General features: G+C 39.6%; 13 protein-coding genes. 9 read left to right on the forward strand and 4 right to left on the reverse strand.

Annotation, left to right across the window (positions count from 1 at the left end):
• Positions 1 to 14: 14 nt before the first annotated feature.
• From MN086_RS08715 to MN086_RS08725, 3 genes are read left to right on the forward strand one after another with little or no spacing between them, the layout of a single operon-like run.
• Positions 15 to 1,412 carry a hypothetical protein gene (locus tag MN086_RS08715; RefSeq protein WP_248575623.1) on the forward strand — a complete coding sequence of 466 codons (1,398 nt, stop codon included), beginning with the start codon at positions 15 to 17 and terminating at the stop codon, positions 1,410 to 1,412.
• A 13-nt stretch (positions 1,413 to 1,425) separates the two neighbouring features.
• Positions 1,426 to 4,647, forward strand: a complete 3,222-nt coding sequence (locus tag MN086_RS08720; protein WP_248575624.1) for an ATP-binding protein — start codon at positions 1,426 to 1,428, stop codon at positions 4,645 to 4,647.
• Positions 4,648 to 4,652: 5 nt separating this feature from the next.
• Complete coding sequence (locus MN086_RS08725; RefSeq protein WP_248575625.1) at positions 4,653 to 5,021, forward strand: response regulator; 369 nt, start codon at positions 4,653 to 4,655, stop codon at positions 5,019 to 5,021.
• A gap of 60 nt (positions 5,022 to 5,081) precedes the next feature.
• On the opposite strand, the gene lon is transcribed toward MN086_RS08725, so the two are convergent.
• A complete protein-coding gene (gene lon, locus MN086_RS08730; RefSeq protein ID WP_248575626.1) occupies positions 5,082 to 7,502 on the reverse strand; it encodes an endopeptidase La in 2,421 nt (806 codons plus the stop codon).
• An 86-nt stretch (positions 7,503 to 7,588) separates the two neighbouring features.
• Entirely contained in the window at positions 7,589 to 8,242 is a 654-nt protein-coding gene (locus MN086_RS08735) for an outer membrane protein assembly factor BamD (protein ID WP_248575627.1), read from the reverse strand.
• A gap of 293 nt (positions 8,243 to 8,535) precedes the next feature.
• Between MN086_RS08735 and MN086_RS08740 the strand changes: the two genes are divergently transcribed.
• The 6 genes from MN086_RS08740 (at position 8,536) to hpf (ending at position 15,550) form a co-directional block, all read left to right on the forward strand.
• Positions 8,536 to 12,267, forward strand: coding sequence for a DUF11 domain-containing protein (locus MN086_RS08740; RefSeq protein ID WP_248575628.1), 3,732 nt, complete (start codon positions 8,536 to 8,538; stop codon positions 12,265 to 12,267).
• Positions 12,268 to 12,990 (forward strand): type II secretion system protein, encoded by a 723-nt coding sequence (locus MN086_RS08745; protein ID WP_248575629.1) that lies wholly within the window; start codon positions 12,268 to 12,270, stop codon positions 12,988 to 12,990. It begins immediately after the preceding gene.
• Between the two features lies 1 nt (position 12,991).
• On the forward strand, positions 12,992 to 13,807 hold the full coding sequence (locus MN086_RS08750) for a prepilin-type N-terminal cleavage/methylation domain-containing protein (protein ID WP_248575630.1): 816 nt from the start codon (positions 12,992 to 12,994) through the stop codon (positions 13,805 to 13,807).
• Positions 13,807 to 14,265, forward strand: a complete 459-nt coding sequence (locus MN086_RS08755) for a type II secretion system protein (RefSeq protein ID WP_248575631.1) — start codon at positions 13,807 to 13,809, stop codon at positions 14,263 to 14,265. The genes MN086_RS08750 and MN086_RS08755 overlap by 1 nt, the downstream gene beginning before the upstream one ends.
• On the forward strand, positions 14,262 to 14,924 hold the full coding sequence (locus tag MN086_RS08760) for a Tfp pilus assembly protein FimT/FimU (protein WP_256465826.1): 663 nt from the start codon (positions 14,262 to 14,264) through the stop codon (positions 14,922 to 14,924). The genes MN086_RS08755 and MN086_RS08760 overlap by 4 nt, the downstream gene beginning before the upstream one ends.
• A gap of 92 nt (positions 14,925 to 15,016) precedes the next feature.
• Entirely contained in the window at positions 15,017 to 15,550 is a 534-nt protein-coding gene (gene hpf / locus MN086_RS08765) for a ribosome hibernation-promoting factor, HPF/YfiA family (RefSeq protein WP_248575633.1), read from the forward strand.
• Between the two features lie 37 nt (positions 15,551 to 15,587).
• On the opposite strand, the gene recG is transcribed toward hpf, so the two are convergent.
• Entirely contained in the window at positions 15,588 to 17,396 is a 1,809-nt protein-coding gene (gene recG, locus MN086_RS08770; RefSeq protein WP_248575634.1) for an ATP-dependent DNA helicase RecG, read from the reverse strand.
• Between the two features lie 73 nt (positions 17,397 to 17,469).
• Positions 17,470 to 18,726, reverse strand: coding sequence for a pitrilysin family protein (locus tag MN086_RS08775; RefSeq protein WP_248575635.1), 1,257 nt, complete (start codon positions 18,724 to 18,726; stop codon positions 17,470 to 17,472).
• Positions 18,727 to 18,923 lie beyond the last annotated feature (197 nt).

Below are 18,923 nucleotides of genomic sequence, written 5' to 3' on the forward strand. Positions count from 1 at the left end.
GGGTTGTTAACAAAATGTACTATATATTAAATGAAACAAATCAAATTATCGCTGCGGATAAGAATCTACTGGACTTGTGCGGATTATCCCATATCGATGAATTATCATTAAAGCTTGCATTAGGCGATACAAAATTTGATTTGTCTGAAACAGATATCACGATCACTACAGATCAAAATGATACAACGTTTCCTGTCTCCAAAACTTCTCTTTCAAGCATGCTTGGTCATATCACCTTGGTTGAGATACAGGAAGAAGAGGAAAAAGTAGAAGAGGAGGATCTCTCTGTACTGACACTTGATGAGACGGTAGAAAATATCGCTCCTTTAGATATGGAGGAACCAAGTAAAGAAACAGAAGTGGCTATAGATGACAACGAACTCTTTGATCTTGTCACGGAAGAGGAAGCAGAAAGTATCGCTCCTCTTGATATAGAGGAAACAAGTAAAGAAACAGAAATTGCCATAGATGACAACGAACTCTTTGATCTTGTCACGGAAGAGGAGACACAGAGCAGTGTTGAGACGGTGGAAGAACCACTCGATATCATGACTGAAGATACAGATATCCTTGACTTGGGATTGTCCGATAAAGAAGATGAAATCAGTTTAGAGAAACCTGTAGCAGAGGAGACTGCTGAAATTCTTATAGATCTGGATAAAGTGTCTCAACAGATCGGTGTTTCCCCTGAAGATTACGATACATTCCTTAATGAATATATCGATACAGCACTGGGACTCGAAGCTGACCTACAGAGTGAAGAGAGTGCAAAACGTACGAATGCTGTTGCAACACTCTCTCATCTGGGTGAGGTATTGCAACTACCGGTTATCGGAGACATGTTAGCAAAAATTGATACCGTACCTGCAGATGAACAAAAAGAAACGGTTAAGTCTTTTTATGCAGCGCTCTCAAGAATCACTACCTCTTCGACCTCTCAAATAGAACCTGAAATGCCACTCTTTGATACACAAGAAGAGGCTAAAATTGATCTTTTTGAGGTTGAAGAGAAAGAAAGTGAACCAGAAGTAACTATCAGTGAAAAAGGCTTTGGTACGATCTCTCTTGAAGGTATCAAACCGATTCACTTTGACTTTCAACTTGAAGAAGCTGCGAATGACCTCTCTTTACCTGTAGAGCTTATTGAAGAATTTGTAAATGATTTTATCGAACAGTGTCATATTGAGACCAAGAATATGCTAAAAGCCTATGAAGAGGGTGATCTGGATGCCATTCAGAAGATAGGACATCTCCTTAAAGGGGCTGCAAGTAACCTTCGCATCAATCCATTGGCTGATACGCTCTATAAGATACAGTTTTGTGAAGACAGCAGTCATTTAGAGGCTTTGATCAAAGACTATTGGGGACACTTTTTGTCTTTCGAAATCCAAATAAATGCGCTAGCAAAATAAAAGGAAATACACTATGACTATACGTAATAGACTTAAACTTATTGGTCTTGTGCCAATTACTCTACTCATTTTACTTTCAAGTTATTTCTTTGTAACTTCATATGTAAACTATGAAAAGGCGAATGCACTCAAAACGACATTGATCAACAATGGTGCATTAGACAAAGCACTTATCGAAATAGGTAAAGAGAGCGGATTAACGGCATTATATCTTGGAAGTGACAAGAAAATATATACGGATGCACTTATCAAACAACGTGAGAAATTAGATGAGTCTTTTGAGAACCTCAAATATGAAGTCATCACAGAAAAAAAAGTATACCTTCCACTCTTAGTTGAACTTTTAGAAGGAAAGAAGTCAAAGACATCTGACCCTTATAATCGACTTATATTTAATATCGGTAAACTCCCCGAATCGAGAAAAAAAATAGATGCTGAAAATGTAGATTTTAAAACTGCTTATTTTCAAACCTACAGAAACGGTCTATCGACTCCAACGCTTGACAAGATCCTTGCACTAAAGAATTATGCGCTTGATACAGATATTTCAGGGCTGATCGATATACTTGCACAAATTTATACGGCGACAGAGTACAGTGGACTTGAAAGAGGGTTTATTTCATACTATATGGCAAAAAGATCTTCTTTATCCTTTGATGAGATTGCTTTATGGGACGAGTTTAAAACAAAAGCACATATTTTTGATATGAAACAAGTCAACAATGATGCCTTACGTCAACAACTTGAAAAAGTCCTCTATAATGATCACGCAAAAGAAGTGATGAATGACCTGGCTCTGACATCATCTGCGATTCAAACAGATATCGATAACGGTGACTATGCAGAAGAAGTTATGGACTGGTTCGCACTTCAAACACAGAAGATCGCATTGCTTTCAAAAGCAGAGCTTGTGGTTTCAAATGCTTTATGGAAGAAAAGTAACCTCTACCTTGAAAAACAGCTTTTACTTCTTGGTATCGCAGGCGCTATCTGGTTGCTGAGTTTTATTTTGGCATACCTCGGATATACCACAGCAAGAGATATTACCAGAAACATTAAAGAGCTTGAAGACGTACTTAACAAAGCGGTTGAAGAGATGAAAGCCAGCGATCAATATCTTGCATCAGATTCACATGCGATTGAAAATATTGACCTTGATACACATGAAGGTACAAAAGAAGCCTATAAGTTCCTTGAAGATCTTGTTGAAACAGCAAAAGATGATAAACTCATTGCACTCCAGGCCAATGAAGCAAAATCTCTTTTCCTTGCGAACATGTCACACGAGATTCGTACACCGCTTAACGGTATTGTCGGGTTTACAGAAATATTACGTAGTACGAACCTGACTGAAGAGCAAGAGGAATTCCTTGCCATTATTGATAAAAGTTCTGAAAACCTTCTTAGCATTATCAATAACATTCTTGACCTTTCAAAAATCGAGAGTAACAAGGTTGAGATCGAAAGTATTGTATTTGATGCGGCCGAAGAGTTCGAAAGTGCGGTTGAAACCTATGCCGTTGCTGCTACAGAGAAAAATATTGATATGAACTACTATATGGATCCGACGATCTCTGCAAAACTTAAAGGGGATCCGACGAAGATCAAAGAGATTGTTATTAACCTTCTTTCCAATGCCGTCAAATTTACAAGTTACGGTGGAGAAGTCAACCTTGACATCGTAAAAGAGACAGATGAGAATGGTGTGAACAGAGTGAAGTTTACTGTTAGAGATAATGGTATCGGTATGACAAAAGACCAACAAGCACGTATTTTTGATGCCTTCTCTCAAGCCGATGTATCGGTTACAAGAAAGTATGGTGGTACAGGTCTTGGTCTTACCATCTCCAGCCAGTTTGTTGAGCTTATGGGTGGAAAACTTGAACTTGAAAGTGCGAAAGATCATGGTACATCATTCTTCTTCTCATTACCATTGGAAGAGGTGGCATCTACAGAGGTTAATTATGAAAATGCATTCACTGATCTTGTAATAGGTAAATACGAGCAGGATATTCCGACAAAACTGGATACCAATCTGGAAAAATGGTTTGAATACTTTGGACCGACAGTTAAACATTTTGAATCTATCGCTGAACTCAAAGAGCTTGATTATAATAATACATGTAAGAACTACTGGATCGATATTGACAAAGCAAGACAGAATATGCTGGATGCAATCGAGAATATGGACAAATCGAAGCTCATAGTCATTGCGAATGTGACAAGCCGTAATAAGGTTGAAGAGCTGGGTATAGATCAAAGTCGCGTTCTCTTTAAGCCGGTTACACTCAGTAAACTAAAAACTGTCTTAAGCCATACAGCGACTATCGCACCTCAACGTATTGAAGAAGCAGCAGTAACACAGCAAACCAGATTTGATGCTAAAGTATTGGTGACAGAAGACAATATCATTAACCAAAAACTCATTAGACGTATACTTGAAGAACATGGGATCACAGTGGATATCGCCAACAACGGTCTTGAATCATTTGAAAAACGTAGAAGTGGTGATTATGATCTACTCTTTATGGATATTCAAATGCCTGTAATGGATGGTATTGAAGCAACACATGAGATCCTTGACTATGAAGAAGATGAAGAGTTAGCGCATATCCCGATCGTAGCCTTGACAGCCAATGCACTTAAAGGTGACAGAGAGAGGTTCTTAAGTGAGGGTATGGATGAATATATTACTAAGCCTATTGAAACGACAGAATTACTTTATATCCTTAACAAGTTCCTATCAGATAAAACAAGCAACGAACCTGTAGAACCGGTCAAAGAAGAAGAGAAGGTTGTAGAAGAAGTGGTTGAAACAACTGAAGAGAGTGTCGCTCCAACAGCTGAAATCTCTGAGGAGCCGGAACTGACTCTTGAAGAGCCTGCTTCCGAGCTCTTTGAGATGCCAAAAGAAGCAAAAATCCTTATTGCTAAAAGACTCCTATTGACACGTAAAGTTTTGGCGAAAGTTCTGGAGAATCTAGGTCATGACTATGATGCACTGGATGATATGGATATGTTAGAAAGTAGATTGGCATCAGGTGACTATGATATACTCTTTACCGATACAGATCTGGTGACAGAGAGTATCAGCCAGTCTAATGAAAATGTAGCTATAATTTCATCAAGCAATATAAATGCATCTCAAGAAGTAAGCGTACAAAAAGGTGAAACCATCTCAAATGCAGCTTCTAAAGAAGAGATAGAAAACATAATAACGAAGTATAGAGGATAAGGAACATGGCATTAAAAGTACTTGTTGTTGATGATGATTTCATCAACAGAAAGCTCATACAGACTCTTTTAAAAAAGAATCCAAGAGTCACAGACATTATAGAGGCAGAAAATGGGTCTGATGCCTTAGATAAAATGAAAAAAGATCCTAGTATCAATCTCATACTGTTAGATATCATGATGCCGGTTGTGGATGGAATAGAATTTCTTAAGATCTTCAGATCCGACATGAATAACGCACATGTACCCGTCATTGTACTCTCTACGGATGATACACGTAAAACGGAGGTCTATGACAATGGGGCAAACGACTTCTTACGCAAACCTGTGATGCAAGACAACCTCTATGAAAAAATAGACCAGTGGGTACACTAACTGACCGCTTAAAACAATAAAACCACCAGCCTTATGGCTGGTCAATCTTTCGAAATCCCTCTATTTTACAAATATCTCTTTCAATACTTCTTCTATACGAGAGACCCCGATGATCTTTACATTATTCTTTACTTCATCAGGAATGTCATTTAAATCACGTTCATAGTTCTTCATTGGGATAAGTGCTTTTTCAACCCCTGCTTTATATGCAGCGATCAATTTCTCCTTGAGCCCACCAATAGGCAGTACCTTTCCTGTCAATGTGACCTCACCTGTCATTGCAACCTTATTGTCTATTTTTTGTCCGCTTAAGATGGAAGCAATGGCACTTACCATGGCAATACCGGCACTTGGACCGTCTTTCGGAGTTGCACCCTCAGGTACATGGATATGAAGATCATAACGCTTATAGACTTCACTTGGATCTACTGCAATGCGCTCTTCTCTCTCTTTTGGACTATGAGGAATGATGGAAGAAGAGATAGGAAGGTCTCCATTGTCTATCAGTATCTTCACAACGGAATGTGCAATACGAACAGACTCTTTCATCACATCACCTAAACTACCGGTAAGCTGCAATGCCCCCTTACCTTTGATCTTAATGGCTTCAATGGTTAAAACATCTCCGCCTACAGCTGTCCAAGCCAAGCCACTAACAACGCCGACTTGAGGTTTACTGTCTACTAAAGAGATCTCGAAGACTTTTTTGTCTATAAACTCTTCCAGGTTCTTTCTCGAGATCCTGATGCTCTCTTTTGTTTTATCTTCCAAAAGCTGTCTCGCACCTTTTCTCATCAAGCCGGCTATTCTACGACGTAAATTCCGTACACCCGCTTCTCTGGTATATTCATCTATCAATGTTTTCAGTGCTTTATCCGTTATGGAAAATTCCCTACTTTTCAATGCATGTTTTTTAAGCTCCTGAGGTATGAGATAGCGCTTTGCGATCTCAAACTTCTCTTTAGGCGTATAAGAGTTCAAGCCTATGAACTCCATCCTGTCACGCAGTGGTGCAGGTATACGTCCAACATCATTTGCAGTAGCGATAAAAATAGCTTTGCTCAGATCAATATTAAAATTGAGATAATAGTCTCGATACTTACTGTTCTGCTCCGGATCAAGTATCTCAAGCAGTGCAGCTGTAGGGTCACCCCTCATGCTGCGTCCTACTTTGTCTATCTCATCGAGTACGATAACAGGATCCATACTTTTTGCTTCTATAAGTCCTTGCACCAAACGTCCGGGCATTGCACCCACATACGTTCTTCTGTGTCCTCTAAGCTCATTGACATCTTCAAGTCCACCCAGTGCCATACGTACAAGCGGTCTTCCCAATGCAGTGGCAATGGAGTTGGCAAGTGAAGTCTTACCGACACCCGGAGGTCCTGCAAAACAGAGTATGACACCCCCTGTCTCTTTTTGTTTGATCCCTCTGAGCTCTGCCAGTTCACGTACAGAGAAAAATTCAACGATACGCTCTTTGGGTTTTTCCAGTGAATAGTGGTCCTTATCGAGTTCAAGGGAGACATCTTTCACACTGAGATTTTTCTTGGTCAACTTACCGAATGGCAGTTCAAGTACCCACTCCAGGTAACTCTGGAGTACATTGGCATCGGCTGAATCAGGGTGCATACGTGCAAAACGATCCAACTGTTTACTGATCTCTTTAAACGCATCATCTTGCATGTGAGGTTTGAGTTCCGCTATTTTTTCTCTAAAGTTAGCGATCTCCTCTTCCCTTTGTGTATCCATCCCCAACTCTTGCTGGATCTCTTTGAGCTGTTCTTTTAAGAAATACTCTTTGTTGGTCTGTTCGATCTTGGTATGGACTTTTGTACGTATCTCACGTTGCACTTTTGCAGACTCTATCTGAGAGGTTACGATGTCAATAAGTCCCAACAGACGTTTCTCGATATTCAGTTCCACATAGAGAACATAAGCAACTTCTTTATCGAGCTTCAACATGGACGAAACGAGGTCTGCGATACGGTTTGGTTCATCATTCTCTTCGATGGTACGTACAAGGTCCGCAGGGATCTGACTGTTTAAAGCAGATAATTTTTTGACTTTGTCTCTAAGAATATCCATCAAAGCATCTGCTTTGAGTTTATTATAACTCTCTAAAGTGACCACATCTATCACAGCACGATTAAAAGGCCCTTCTTGAGGTTCAACGATCTTTCCGCGCGCAAGTCCCTGGAAAAGTATTTTGACCCTGCCATCAGGAATATGTACTTTCCGCATGATCGACCCGATCACCCCAACTTTATACATGGTATCAAAATCATGTGTACCCTCTTTCCCTGGCATGGAAGAGGTCACAAAGAGTAACGAGTTATTTTCCATCGCATCAGCTGCGGCATCGATATCTTTTTGATCTGTAAGAAAAATGGGACTTATCATAAAAGGGTAAAGGAAAAGTTCATCCTCCACCACTATAGGTAAGGTAGTCGGAAATGCATCATAATCACTAAGTTGCATAATGTTGCTCCTTTAAAAATATTGAATTTTGTTTCTATATATCAAACACACCCTTAAAAGGTGTTTTGTACCTACAAGTTACAAGGTTAGTCGAAGACATAACCTATGATGCCTTTTTCAGGCGGTGTGATATCAGCCATTTCAACCACAGAACCCTTGTTTTTGTCTCTATAGATCTTTGCTGCTTCTTCTTTGCCCGTACGATCATACAGTGCTGCGATATTTTCATTAAGCAGGTACTGGCTCATATGTAATCTTATCAGCATAGTATTGACAAGCGGTGAATAAGGAGAGCCCGGATAACGATTGATATAGACTTTAGCCGTAGCGATACTGTCTATCATCAATTTTTGGTCCTTATAGACATCTTTGATACCTAAAAATGACGCTTTGAGTTTCATAAAGTCTGTATATTCACGGCTTTCATACTCACCAAAACGTTTGTTATACTCATCAAGATAATAGTTTGCAAGCAGATACTCTTCGGCATTCATATGTGCATGTGCAAGCATCATCAAAGAGGTCGGCATAAGCGGTGAACGCATATGTTCACTCTTAAGGGAAATGTAGTATGCATCGGCTTTATCCAAATTTCCACTCGTAATACTGTTGGCTATTTGCTGATACCAATAGAGTGCCGGTTTATTAAACTCAGCCACTTCTTTCTCATCTCCGCACCCCACAAATAAAAATGAGAGCACTGCAGCCATACCTGCTAAAACACTTTTCTTCAAGTTCATATCTTTCCCTAGTTAAAATCTAATGACATATATAATAGCTCAAAGTATGTAAAAAGCGTATTAGGTTTTATAAAAACAGAAAAATTCATCTCAAGAGATAGCATTTTGCCCTTTTATCTCCATTATCACCACGTATTTATATTATGTAATATTTTTATGGAAAATTTAAGAAAAGATTAACGATAAAACCTCTATAATCAATTAATATTGGATTTTCTTATATAAAAACCCATTTAATAAATGATTTTAAATTCTGCACGCTAAATACCAGTAGTGTCACCAAGGAGTTAATTATGAAGCATATTACTATACTTTTTAATCTATTACTTTTTTCTTTCCTCTTAAGTACCCAAATATATGCTGCCACCTATGAAGATGCCGAACCTACGAATGATAGTTGTCCTGGTGAAAATTTAAGTACGATAGTCAGTGGTGTATCGAATTTTACCGGTACTATTGAGGATGAGAATAATGGTCTTGGTATTCCTGGTATTGATTACTCTGTAATGCATATACCAAATGATGGAAATATCACAATCACTTGGCAAACTGACCAAGATGGTAAAGAGGCATCTTTTTTAGTCGGTACATCCTGTGATGATGGTAGTTATTACAATGGAACAGACCGTCTCGATACACATACTACATCTACCTTTTCAGTCAGTGCAAATGATGTTATTTACCTAAAAATATATGATGGTGAGGGGAAAGGGTACAGTATTAATATCACCTATAATATTGCTACCCCTTCTCCAGGTTCTGACCTGCAAATTACAAAAATAGACAGTATTGACCCTGTTGAAATTAATGAACCATTTTATTATATCATTGATGTTTCAAATACTGGTGACACTAATGCAACAAATGTGGTTGTAGAAGATGATATGCCTACAGGTATGGATATGAATAAAACTCAAACCGATGCAGCTTCTGGCTTTTGGACATGTGATCAACTAGCTGCTTCTCATCATGTCACATGTACCCATAACAGTGAAATACCTTCAGGAGATACCCATACCATCTATTTACATGTCACGGCACCTTCTTCTGCCGGTGTAGTTACCAATAACGTGTCGGTCACTGATGCTAACGGTTCTTACGCGACAGCAGACGAAGAAACAACAATTACTGCAGAAATAGAAAATGCGGAGAATCTTTGTTATGTAGAAAACACACTTGCAAGCGCTCTGAATGATGATATCAATGCTTCATGTGAAAAAAGAGGTAACTTTTTCTATGGTAATATAGGAGGGCAAGACCCTTGTGTTGCGCAAGTGCTTATTGTCAAAGAAAACAATGTATCCACTGACCCTATAACCGGACTTGTGGTCACTAAAATGTATGCGCCTGGGCTTAGCAGCGGTTCCGCCACTGCAGTAGGGGGTACGGTACTGAATGCCGGTGCAAAAACAACCTTGAACTTTGAAAGTTTTACTTCTTATAGAGAAGGTTATGTTGTATATGCAGATGAGAACTGGATAGACGATAATAATCTTAGCATCACAGATACAGCATCTGATTATAACCCAAACATGAACGGAATTGCACTTTATGCAGACTACAACATATCGAATGAACATCACTTTGGACGAGTTTATGCATGTAGTGGTGTAGGTGAAGGAGGTATTGAAATTAATTTCTCTGCTGATATCATTGATACGTCGATCGGTACAGATACGGCCATGGCAGGCAATTACAATAACAGTCTAGATGATACATCAGATACAGGCACCAATATAAAATATATACGAACCATGGTTGCCGCATCTCCGACAAGAACGATTGAAGGCGTACATCTGGATGACAACGGTATTGCAACACCATATACACCGGAAAATCCTGCTTTCAACTTTATTATCTCTCCTGTCCTTATTAACGATGCATGTAGTGGAGACGTTGAACCGATCTATCAACCCGGTACAAATCAGCCAGCCTTTATTATCGTACCTCCAAATGCATACTCTGCGACAGGGGCTATCACTGTACCTGGTAACGTTAGGAAAAGTGCAAGAATGCAACTTATCTCTATTGACCCCGAATCTTTAAGTGTAGAGGGACAGCAATGTATCCTGAGTAGTAGTGCAGATGGAAACTTTGCCGGTGTACCATCCTGTGCCAACTCTGAAGTTCAATATTCAGATGCATTCGGTCAAGATGCCTGGGATAGATGTGGAGTAGACGGTGGACGTCCTTGTGATTCGAACAATCATGGTATTGCTGACACAAGTGATCCCACATATGATCCTGACACAGACAGTATTTATGTAAATGATTATGGATGTTATTTATGTACGTTTAATGTTGCACCGGTCTGTACAACTGACAACTTTGCCATTCGGCCTGAAAAATTTGATATGGAGATGTCGGATGCTGATGCACCTAACCTTTTACGTGCTGGTGAAGAGTATCGCGTTTCTCTGACTGCAAAGGATCCCCTGGACAATATACAGGCTGATTATACAGTCACCGACCATAATTTTAAGAGTGATCTAGGTACATATGTGACGCGTTATTTCAAAGATGGTACGAAAGATACTAGTGGTTTACTCCATGGTACTTCTGAGCTGAACACAACGGGAATAGCTTATATGTTTGAAGGTTTGTCAAGTTTAAGTACCTCTAACCCAGGAAGTGCGGAAGAAATTGTTGGTGTTACCTATGATGATGTCGGCTTAATCAATTTAGAAGTATATGATCAAGAGTGGGCAGCGATTGATAATGATGATACACCAATGGATTGTAACAGTTCTAAGCATACTTATATTTGTGGAGATAAAAACGTAACATTTATTCCTCACCACTTCGCATTTGAAGACCTTACTATCTATAACCATGCAGGTCCGTCCAGTGACTTTACCTATGTTGCAGATAAGAGGGGTATGCCCTCTGCAACCCCACCTACAAAAAGCCCGATGGCTGCCCGTGTAGATACACGTATAGAAGCACGTAATAAACAAGATGGCATTACACAAAACTTTAAACAGGACTATGCTGGAAACCAATATTATGAAAATAATATTACAGTGATTCAAAAGGTTAAAATACCAACAGGTCGTACTCTGCCTAATGAACCGCATGCTTATGTATATGGAGATGATGCAAATGAATCTAAAATAGATGATAAACTTATAGGATTTGGTCGGGCTATTGGTACAGAAACAGATAGTCCAGGAACAAGAAATATCAAATGGTATGAAAGTACTTACCCACTCGATTTTAACTTCAAAAGAGAACTTAATAAAGCAGAAAACCCTTTTGATGTCAATGGTACTTACTATTCCATTTCGGTCACCTCTGAGTATGTAGATATAGATGATGGAGACCTCGCAAAAATAAAGGGAAGTCGTGTCGGTGATGATAATGCTTCAACATCACCATGTATTGCACCACCTACAGGAAGTTGCGTCAACTCTAATGCAGAATCAAAAGCAACTTTTTACTATGCAAGAACCCGACCATCTCAATCTTTTTATGATGACATCACAACTTCTAGTGTTACCACACCTATAGCAATTGATGTTTATTGTGATCTTACTTTTGCAGAATGCCATGAATATGGTATAGATACAGCTAATGCACAGACCAATGAAATTGATTGGTGGTTATCATTGGGGCATATAGAAAACAATACACGACATGATGGGAATATCACACTTCAAAGAAGTCCTGCGGGCTCTGCAATCATTCGTTCAGAATCTACAGCTACGGAAGATCCGGCAGAGGTACATATCACATCCGGAGGGATAGATCAAACTGTTACTGTTACTGCAACTGTAGCAAACAGACCACTAACTATTGATATAGAATTGGTTCACAATATGCTACCACTAACATTGCCGTACTACACCGCAACACCTCCTTATACAAATAGTTGGTTGATCTATAATGAAGGTTCTTTGGAACTTCCAAGTCCTTTCTATAAAGTACGCTTTATCGGTACGTCTGATTGGGCAGGACATGGGGATACAGGGCATGTTGTCGGTGGTAACACCAGTACCAAGAAAAATAGACGATTAGGATGGTAAATGAATAAAAAACAGTTACGCCCGGCTATAGCTATGATAGAGTTGATCTTTGCAATCGTGATCATGGGTATCATACTGATGTCTGCACCTATGCTCATAAGTACCGCTGCTAAAAGTGGTTATGTCGCTATACAACAAGAAGCCATCAATGAGGCTGCATCCAGAGTTAATATGATCATGGGTTACCATTGGGATGAAAACAGTGCAGATGAAACTGTGCTCGACCCTATTTTACAAACTGCAAGTCCGGTAACTGACCTCGCTGAAGCTACATATTTAGACGGAAATGGGACAGGGCGAAGAGTTGGTACCCCATTGGAGAGCTACAGAAGTTTTATAAGACCAGATGGTTCCAGACTTACAGCTACAGCCGCAGCTGGACTGGGAAATGACGGTCTAGAAAATGATATGGATGATTTTATAGGTACTATTGGATTGAATCTTGCAGGAACGGGAACAGGGACAAATTACATTGAAAAGAATGTAACTATTGACACTGCCGTATTCTATATATCTGATACTACTGCTTACAACCCTGCTGGCAATACCATCAATTTTAATGCAGACTTTACCCAGGAATCATTAACTACCACTAACATCAAACGTATCAGCACTACACTTACCAGTGATGCTGCGAGTCCAGACGAACTTGACAAAATCATTATCTTACATGCATTTTCTTGCAATATAGGTGGATACAAACTTGAAGAGAGGGATTTCTAATATGAATCATAAGAGACTCACCCCGGCCTTTAGTATGCTCGAACTTGTTTTTGTTATCACCATACTTGGTATTGTTTCATCCATTGGTGCTGAAATGATCGCCAAAGTCTATGAAGGATATATTGTACAAAGAGCAGAACATCGAGCTACGATGAAGACAGAGTTAGCCGCAACACAAATAGCAAATAGACTCATTTCTGCAATCCCGGGTACTGTTTATAGAAAAAATAGTACCGGCACTGTTGTTGAAGAGATCACTGATGATATGAGTTTAACTGGAAATGCCTATACTGTGCTTCAATGGGTTGCTAGTGACATGGACAGTTACAATGCAACAGCTATACCCGGATGGAGTGGTTTTTTGGATGTTGATGATCCTGCCAATACAGCAAATTCACTTTCAACTCCGGGATCTGCATTGGGTACTACTACTGCTATTATAAACAACCTCTCAACATCTGCACCTGCTCCTAAAATATATTTTCCTTATGACTCTAATGAATATAATGCCACCATTGCCGGTACAACCATTACACTCTCAGGAACTGGAGCACCCCATATCGTAGAGCATTACAAACTGGCTTGGTCTTCTTATGCTTTGATGGTAGACCCGGCAGATGGCCATCTCTATCTTTATTATGATTTTCCTGCCATACCTGCAGTAGCTCTTGGTGCTAAAAGATCACTCTTGCTGAGAAATGTAAGTACATTCAAGTTTAAAGGTGATGGACAAACCATCCGATTTAAGATTTGTAAAGAAGAACGAATTAGTGAGGATATAAATATCACAGCATGTAAAGAAAAGGCGGTATTCTAATGAGAAATGCATTTTCAATGTTAACAGCGATTTTTATTATCGTTTTGATGGCAACAGTAGCAGCATTTATAATGAATCTTTCAGGGAAGATAGTTAAAGAAACTACTGCACAGTTTCAACGAGAACAATCTGCCCTTCTAGCAAAAAGCTATACAGAGTATGCCATAATGGCAGTTACAGCCAATGAACATAACAGTTCAACCTGCCTTAACAACATCACAGGAGCTTATGGTGATAGTGATGGAGACGGTGTACCAGATATCTACAATATCGATGTAAATATCTCTTATATCGGGAATACTAATTTACATGCCAATTGTAATACTCTGAGCAATGGAGTGATCACTGAAAAATCACCGCTCAGTATCATTATTGATGTCTTTGTCAGCTATAAAGATCTGGATCATCCAGATAATTTAAACGTCACATATCATAGAAGGAGCTTACAAAAAATATGAGAACTTTACATAAACACACAAAAGCCTTTACTATGATAGAACTAGTCTTTGTCATTGTTGTACTTGGTATCCTTGCTGCTTTGGCAATGCCTAGAATGGATCGTGATTTAAGGCAGGAAGCGGCAGACAACATTCTCTCTGCGATACGATATACCCAGCACTTGGCACTTAATGATGATAAGACAGATCCATTTGATACGAACTGGCAAAATGAATTATGGCAAATCCAATTTAGTACAACAACAACTACAGGTTATCTGTTTTATGTTATTGGATCAGACACAGACCATACTGGAGGAACTACAGCTTACCCTGCAAAAGAGGAAACAGCAATCGATCCCATAAATGGTAAATATATGTTCCATATAAATGCCAACTCTGAACTTCAAGCTGGAGAGAGCCCGAATATACTTTTAGGAAAAAAATATGGTGTATCTGGAGTAACTCCAACTGGAGGATGTACCACTAAACAACTTGCTTTCGATCAACTCGGGAGACCGCATACAAATGTAGGTGGTGCAGGAAATACTTATGATACATATATGACTGCTGACTGTACTTTGACATTTAGTTTTACAAATAATGCAGCTTTACCTTTTTCTATCATTATTTCAAAAGAAACCGGATATGCCTATATTGATGGTCAAGAGGACTCTTAATCTCTTCTCTATTTACCTTTCATTAAGTATCTTAAGTTAAAATTAAGTATGGATATAGCGATATATCTATACTTTAATATTAAGGATATATTATGAACAAAAGTATAACGGGAAGACATTTCGAACTGACTGATCCTATCAAAGCATATGCCGAAGCAGCCATCGATAGTTTAGAGAAATATCATTTAGACATTATTTCTGCAAGCACTGTGATCTCAGCCAGTGAAAAGAATGGGAAAAAAGGCTTTGTCACAGAGTTCATTATTAACCTTAAAGATAAAAACACGATCGTTATCACACAGTTGGATAAAGATGTGTATGCCGCTATGGACCTTGCCATAGAAAGAGTGAAAAAATCACTGAGAAGACATGCAGATAAAATAAAAGATCATAAAATTATGAGTTTCAGGGATCTGGGTGAAGAAGCTGAAGCTGTCAGTGAATTAACGACAGAAGAAGTAGAGATCGTACCAATGGATCTAGAGCTTCACAAGCCGCTTGATTTTGATGAAGCGATAGAAGCATTGCAAGCTGAGAAAAAAAGACAATTTATCGTATTTAATGACAATGAGGGATTAATGCGTGTGATGTATAAAAGAGCGGATGGAAGATTCGGACTTTATTAAAATCCCTTTTGTCGATCTCCCCGGGAGACCCCGGGGTTCAAACACCTACACTTTTCAATCTATTTTTAGCCCTTGAAACTATCTCTTCATCTTCAGCCATATCCAGCCATTTGAACCTTTGACCGCTTTGTATCGTACCATCCAGAATGTCACCACTGTCTCGAAACTTCAGGTCTAGTTTTGCAATGTCAAAGCCATTGCTTGTTTGGGCAAACTGCTCAAGCCTGAAATTCTCTGCAGTGTTGGAGTAAAGATAACACCAGCTCTTTAGCCCGTTACGTCCGACTCTGCCTCTCAGCTGATGCAGTGTGGCAAGTCCGAGCCGTTCTGCACCAACGATCACGATAAGTGTAAGCCTCGGTAAGGAGATACCTACTTCAACCACAGTTGTGGCTAAGAGTATATCCCCTTTTTCCCTGAATTCAAGTAACACATCCTCTTTCTCTTTATCCTTACCATGTGTAACATAGACATTCTCAAACTTCTCTTCCCAAAAACCCCTGCTCTCTTCCAAAGACTGATAAGGTACTTCACTGCTCTCTTCTACCAAGGGGTAAATAATGAGGACCTGATGCTCTTGTGCTATCTCCTCTTTAATATGTGTCATAAGGTTGGGAAAATCCTGTTTACTGATCGTTTGGGTCAACACTTCACGTTCAAATGGTGTTGTCGTAATGAGACTGACATCAAGAAGTTCAGACTCCATCATAGCCTGCGTTCGAGGTATAGGGGTGGCAGAGAACTGTATAAAGTGCGGTTTTTTCTCATCTGCACTTACCAAGGCTTCCAGAGTCTGTCTCTGCTTGGTGCCAAAACGGTGCTGTTCATCGACCATCACCAAAGAGGCTTGCGGAAGGTCCTCTTTATAAAGCAGTGCATGTGTACCGATGATGAAGTCTGCCTCCCTGTAATCTCCCTGGTCTTTCCCCTGCATGACCAATGCTACTTTGACATGTTGAGGCAAATGTTTACATGCCTCTTCATAGAGTTGTAGTGCAAGAAGTGAGGTAGGTGCCATCAATATACTCTTATGCGGTAGTGCCATCATCACTGAAGCAAGTATCACCATCGTTTTACCAGAACCCACATCACCAACGACCATACGTTTGGCTGCTTTCTCTTCTCTTGCCAAATCTGATCGTATCTGTGCGATGACCTCTTGCTGTTCTTGTGTCAGCCTGAACGGCAAATGATCAACAAACCCCTCTATACGGCCTGTTAGTGCTCTTAGTGCAGGGAAATCTGCCCTTTTCCCACGTAACTTTTTTAAATGATTGTAGGCTTCAACAAACTTCAGTACCGTGACAAATTCAGGCTTGAATGTTGTACCTTCATACACCTCTTCCATACTTTTTGGAAAATGTATATGCATCAGTGTAGAGACCTCTTTACTGTCCAACCCTTCCTTATAGAGATTTTGTTCATTGATATAACACTCCATAAGGGAAGATATCTCACTCTCTTTGAGCACTGTTTTGTACTTGGGTGTGATCTTCCCTATCGTTTTGATGGATTTGGGCTGTGACATTTGCAAGTAGCCCTTATACTCCTCCAGCCTGCCTTGTATCACATGACTGGATCCTACTTCAAAAAGTTTATGGTGGTAAGGTGTCACCCTGAAAAACGTAGAAGAGAGACGTCTGCCTGAACGTGTAAGGTTAAAAGTGATTCGCAGCTTCCCGGAGTAAACACTCGAATCCACCACTTTGGCCTCAATTGTATTGATCTTACCTAGTTCCAGGGTCGTTGAGAGTGTGGTATCGTTATAAGAAGTGGGGATGATCAGTGCCAGATCGAGTAAAGAGTGAATTTTGAGTTTTTTAAAAAGTTGTTTTGCTTCTTCCATCCCAATTGCCTTCTGTTTTAATGATTATACAAAAGTTTTAGAGACAAAGGAAATAATATGTCAATATGACATATTATTTTGCAGGAGCAGCTTCCTTTTTGGTGACGATACTGAAAGTGATATCTGAGAGTTCCGTATGTGCTTTGATAAAGGCATTGACCTCATCCAGTGTGACAGACTCGATCTTTTTTAACTGTTCTTTGCTAAAGTCAAGCGGTCTTCCATAGTAGTAGTCATTATAGGCTCTATGCAGTCTTTGGGAAAGTGTTTCTGTACGCAGAGGCTCAGAACCAAGTAAGAATTTCTTTGTATCATCAAGCTCTTTTTGGGTGATACCCTCTTTGACAAATGTGTCTACCACCTCTTGTATCAGATCTTTTGCCTCATCTTGCGTACTGAGCTTTGTTTGCATATATCCGCTCAAGTAAGAGACCGGTTTTGTACGTCTGAATGAGGAGTAGACACCATAGGTAAGACCGCGTTTTACACGAATCTCTTCCATGAGACGTGAACCAAAACCGGCACCTCCCAGAAGGTACTCTGCAATCTTTGCCAGGTACTGGTCTTTTTCTTTATAACTATAGTTGAATGGTGCACCAAAATAGATATATGCCTGCTGCGTATCTTCATCGATAAGTACGACCTCTTTCTTATCTGAAGCCTGGATACTTTCCACCTCTTCCTCTTCAACTTTTGGCAGCACTGCAAGAAGCTTTGTCAGATACCCTTCGGCTTCATCCAAAGTAATGTCCCCACCCACAACACCTATGGCATTGTTATACCCTAAATGGGTAGAGATAAATGTCTGGATATCTTCCAGTGAGATACTCTCTATACTCTCAATCGTACCGTCATACGGTCTGGCTAACACACTGCCTTTAAAAAGTGTCGCCCTCAAAGAGGTACCTGCGATATAATCAAAGTCACTCTTCTTTTGTGTCAGCCAGCCTATCTTTTGATGTTTGATGTGGGCCAGTGCCTCTTTGGTGTAATTTGGGTCTTTTAAAAGTTCCTCCAGACGCTCTACTGCATAGGGAAATTCACTTTTTAATGAAGAGACCTCTATGACAAAACTCTCACGTCCCACATGAGCACCGATCTCTACAGCATGGGCATCAAGTTTAGTAGCAAATCCTACACTTCCTTCTTTAGAGGTACCCTCATTCATAAGCCTTGCAGACATGTCAGCCAAACCATCTTTGGTATTGCTCAAATGTCCTGCATTTTTAAAAACCAGTTGGATCGATACGATAGGAAGGTACTTCTCTTGCTCAAATACAACTGGTACTTTACTCCCTTTAACCTCTATCTCTTGAACCAATGCTGCCATCAATACTCCTTGTACTGCTATCCAAAATAAAATAATGTTCTTCATATAAAACCTTTAGGTTTTTATTTACTCTAAAGTAAAAAATAAATGTGACTGTCATCTAAGCCAACTGCTGACAAGCAACTACATTGCAGTGCAAATGAGGCACTAGATGACAAGCCATAAGTGAACGTAGCTCTTTTGAGCAAAGCTCAAAA

This window comes from Sulfurovum sp. XGS-02, assembly GCF_023213175.1.
GTDB lineage: Bacteria > Campylobacterota > Campylobacteria > Campylobacterales > Sulfurovaceae > Sulfurovum.

What these genes read in the sequence shown, in the direction of transcription:
- MN086_RS08715 (WP_248575623.1), top strand. Translation starts at nt 15, where the DNA reads ATGTACTATATATTAAATGAAACAAATCAAATTATCGCTGCGGATAAG.
- MN086_RS08720 (WP_248575624.1), top strand. Translation starts at nt 1,426, where the DNA reads ATGACTATACGTAATAGACTTAAACTTATTGGTCTTGTGCCAATTACT.
- MN086_RS08725 (WP_248575625.1), top strand. Translation starts at nt 4,653, where the DNA reads ATGGCATTAAAAGTACTTGTTGTTGATGATGATTTCATCAACAGAAAG.
- lon (WP_248575626.1), bottom strand. Translation starts at nt 7,502, where the DNA reads ATGCAACTTAGTGATTATGATGCATTTCCGACTACCTTACCTATAGTG.
- MN086_RS08735 (WP_248575627.1), bottom strand. Translation starts at nt 8,242, where the DNA reads ATGAACTTGAAGAAAAGTGTTTTAGCAGGTATGGCTGCAGTGCTCTCA.
- MN086_RS08740 (WP_248575628.1), top strand. Translation starts at nt 8,536, where the DNA reads ATGAAGCATATTACTATACTTTTTAATCTATTACTTTTTTCTTTCCTC.
- MN086_RS08745 (WP_248575629.1), top strand. Translation starts at nt 12,268, where the DNA reads ATGAATAAAAAACAGTTACGCCCGGCTATAGCTATGATAGAGTTGATC.
- MN086_RS08750 (WP_248575630.1), top strand. Translation starts at nt 12,992, where the DNA reads ATGAATCATAAGAGACTCACCCCGGCCTTTAGTATGCTCGAACTTGTT.
- MN086_RS08755 (WP_248575631.1), top strand. Translation starts at nt 13,807, where the DNA reads ATGAGAAATGCATTTTCAATGTTAACAGCGATTTTTATTATCGTTTTG.
- MN086_RS08760 (WP_256465826.1), top strand. Translation starts at nt 14,262, where the DNA reads ATGAGAACTTTACATAAACACACAAAAGCCTTTACTATGATAGAACTA.
- hpf (WP_248575633.1), top strand. Translation starts at nt 15,017, where the DNA reads ATGAACAAAAGTATAACGGGAAGACATTTCGAACTGACTGATCCTATC.
- recG (WP_248575634.1), bottom strand. Translation starts at nt 17,396, where the DNA reads ATGGAAGAAGCAAAACAACTTTTTAAAAAACTCAAAATTCACTCTTTA.
- MN086_RS08775 (WP_248575635.1), bottom strand. Translation starts at nt 18,726, where the DNA reads ATGGCAGCATTGGTTCAAGAGATAGAGGTTAAAGGGAGTAAAGTACCA.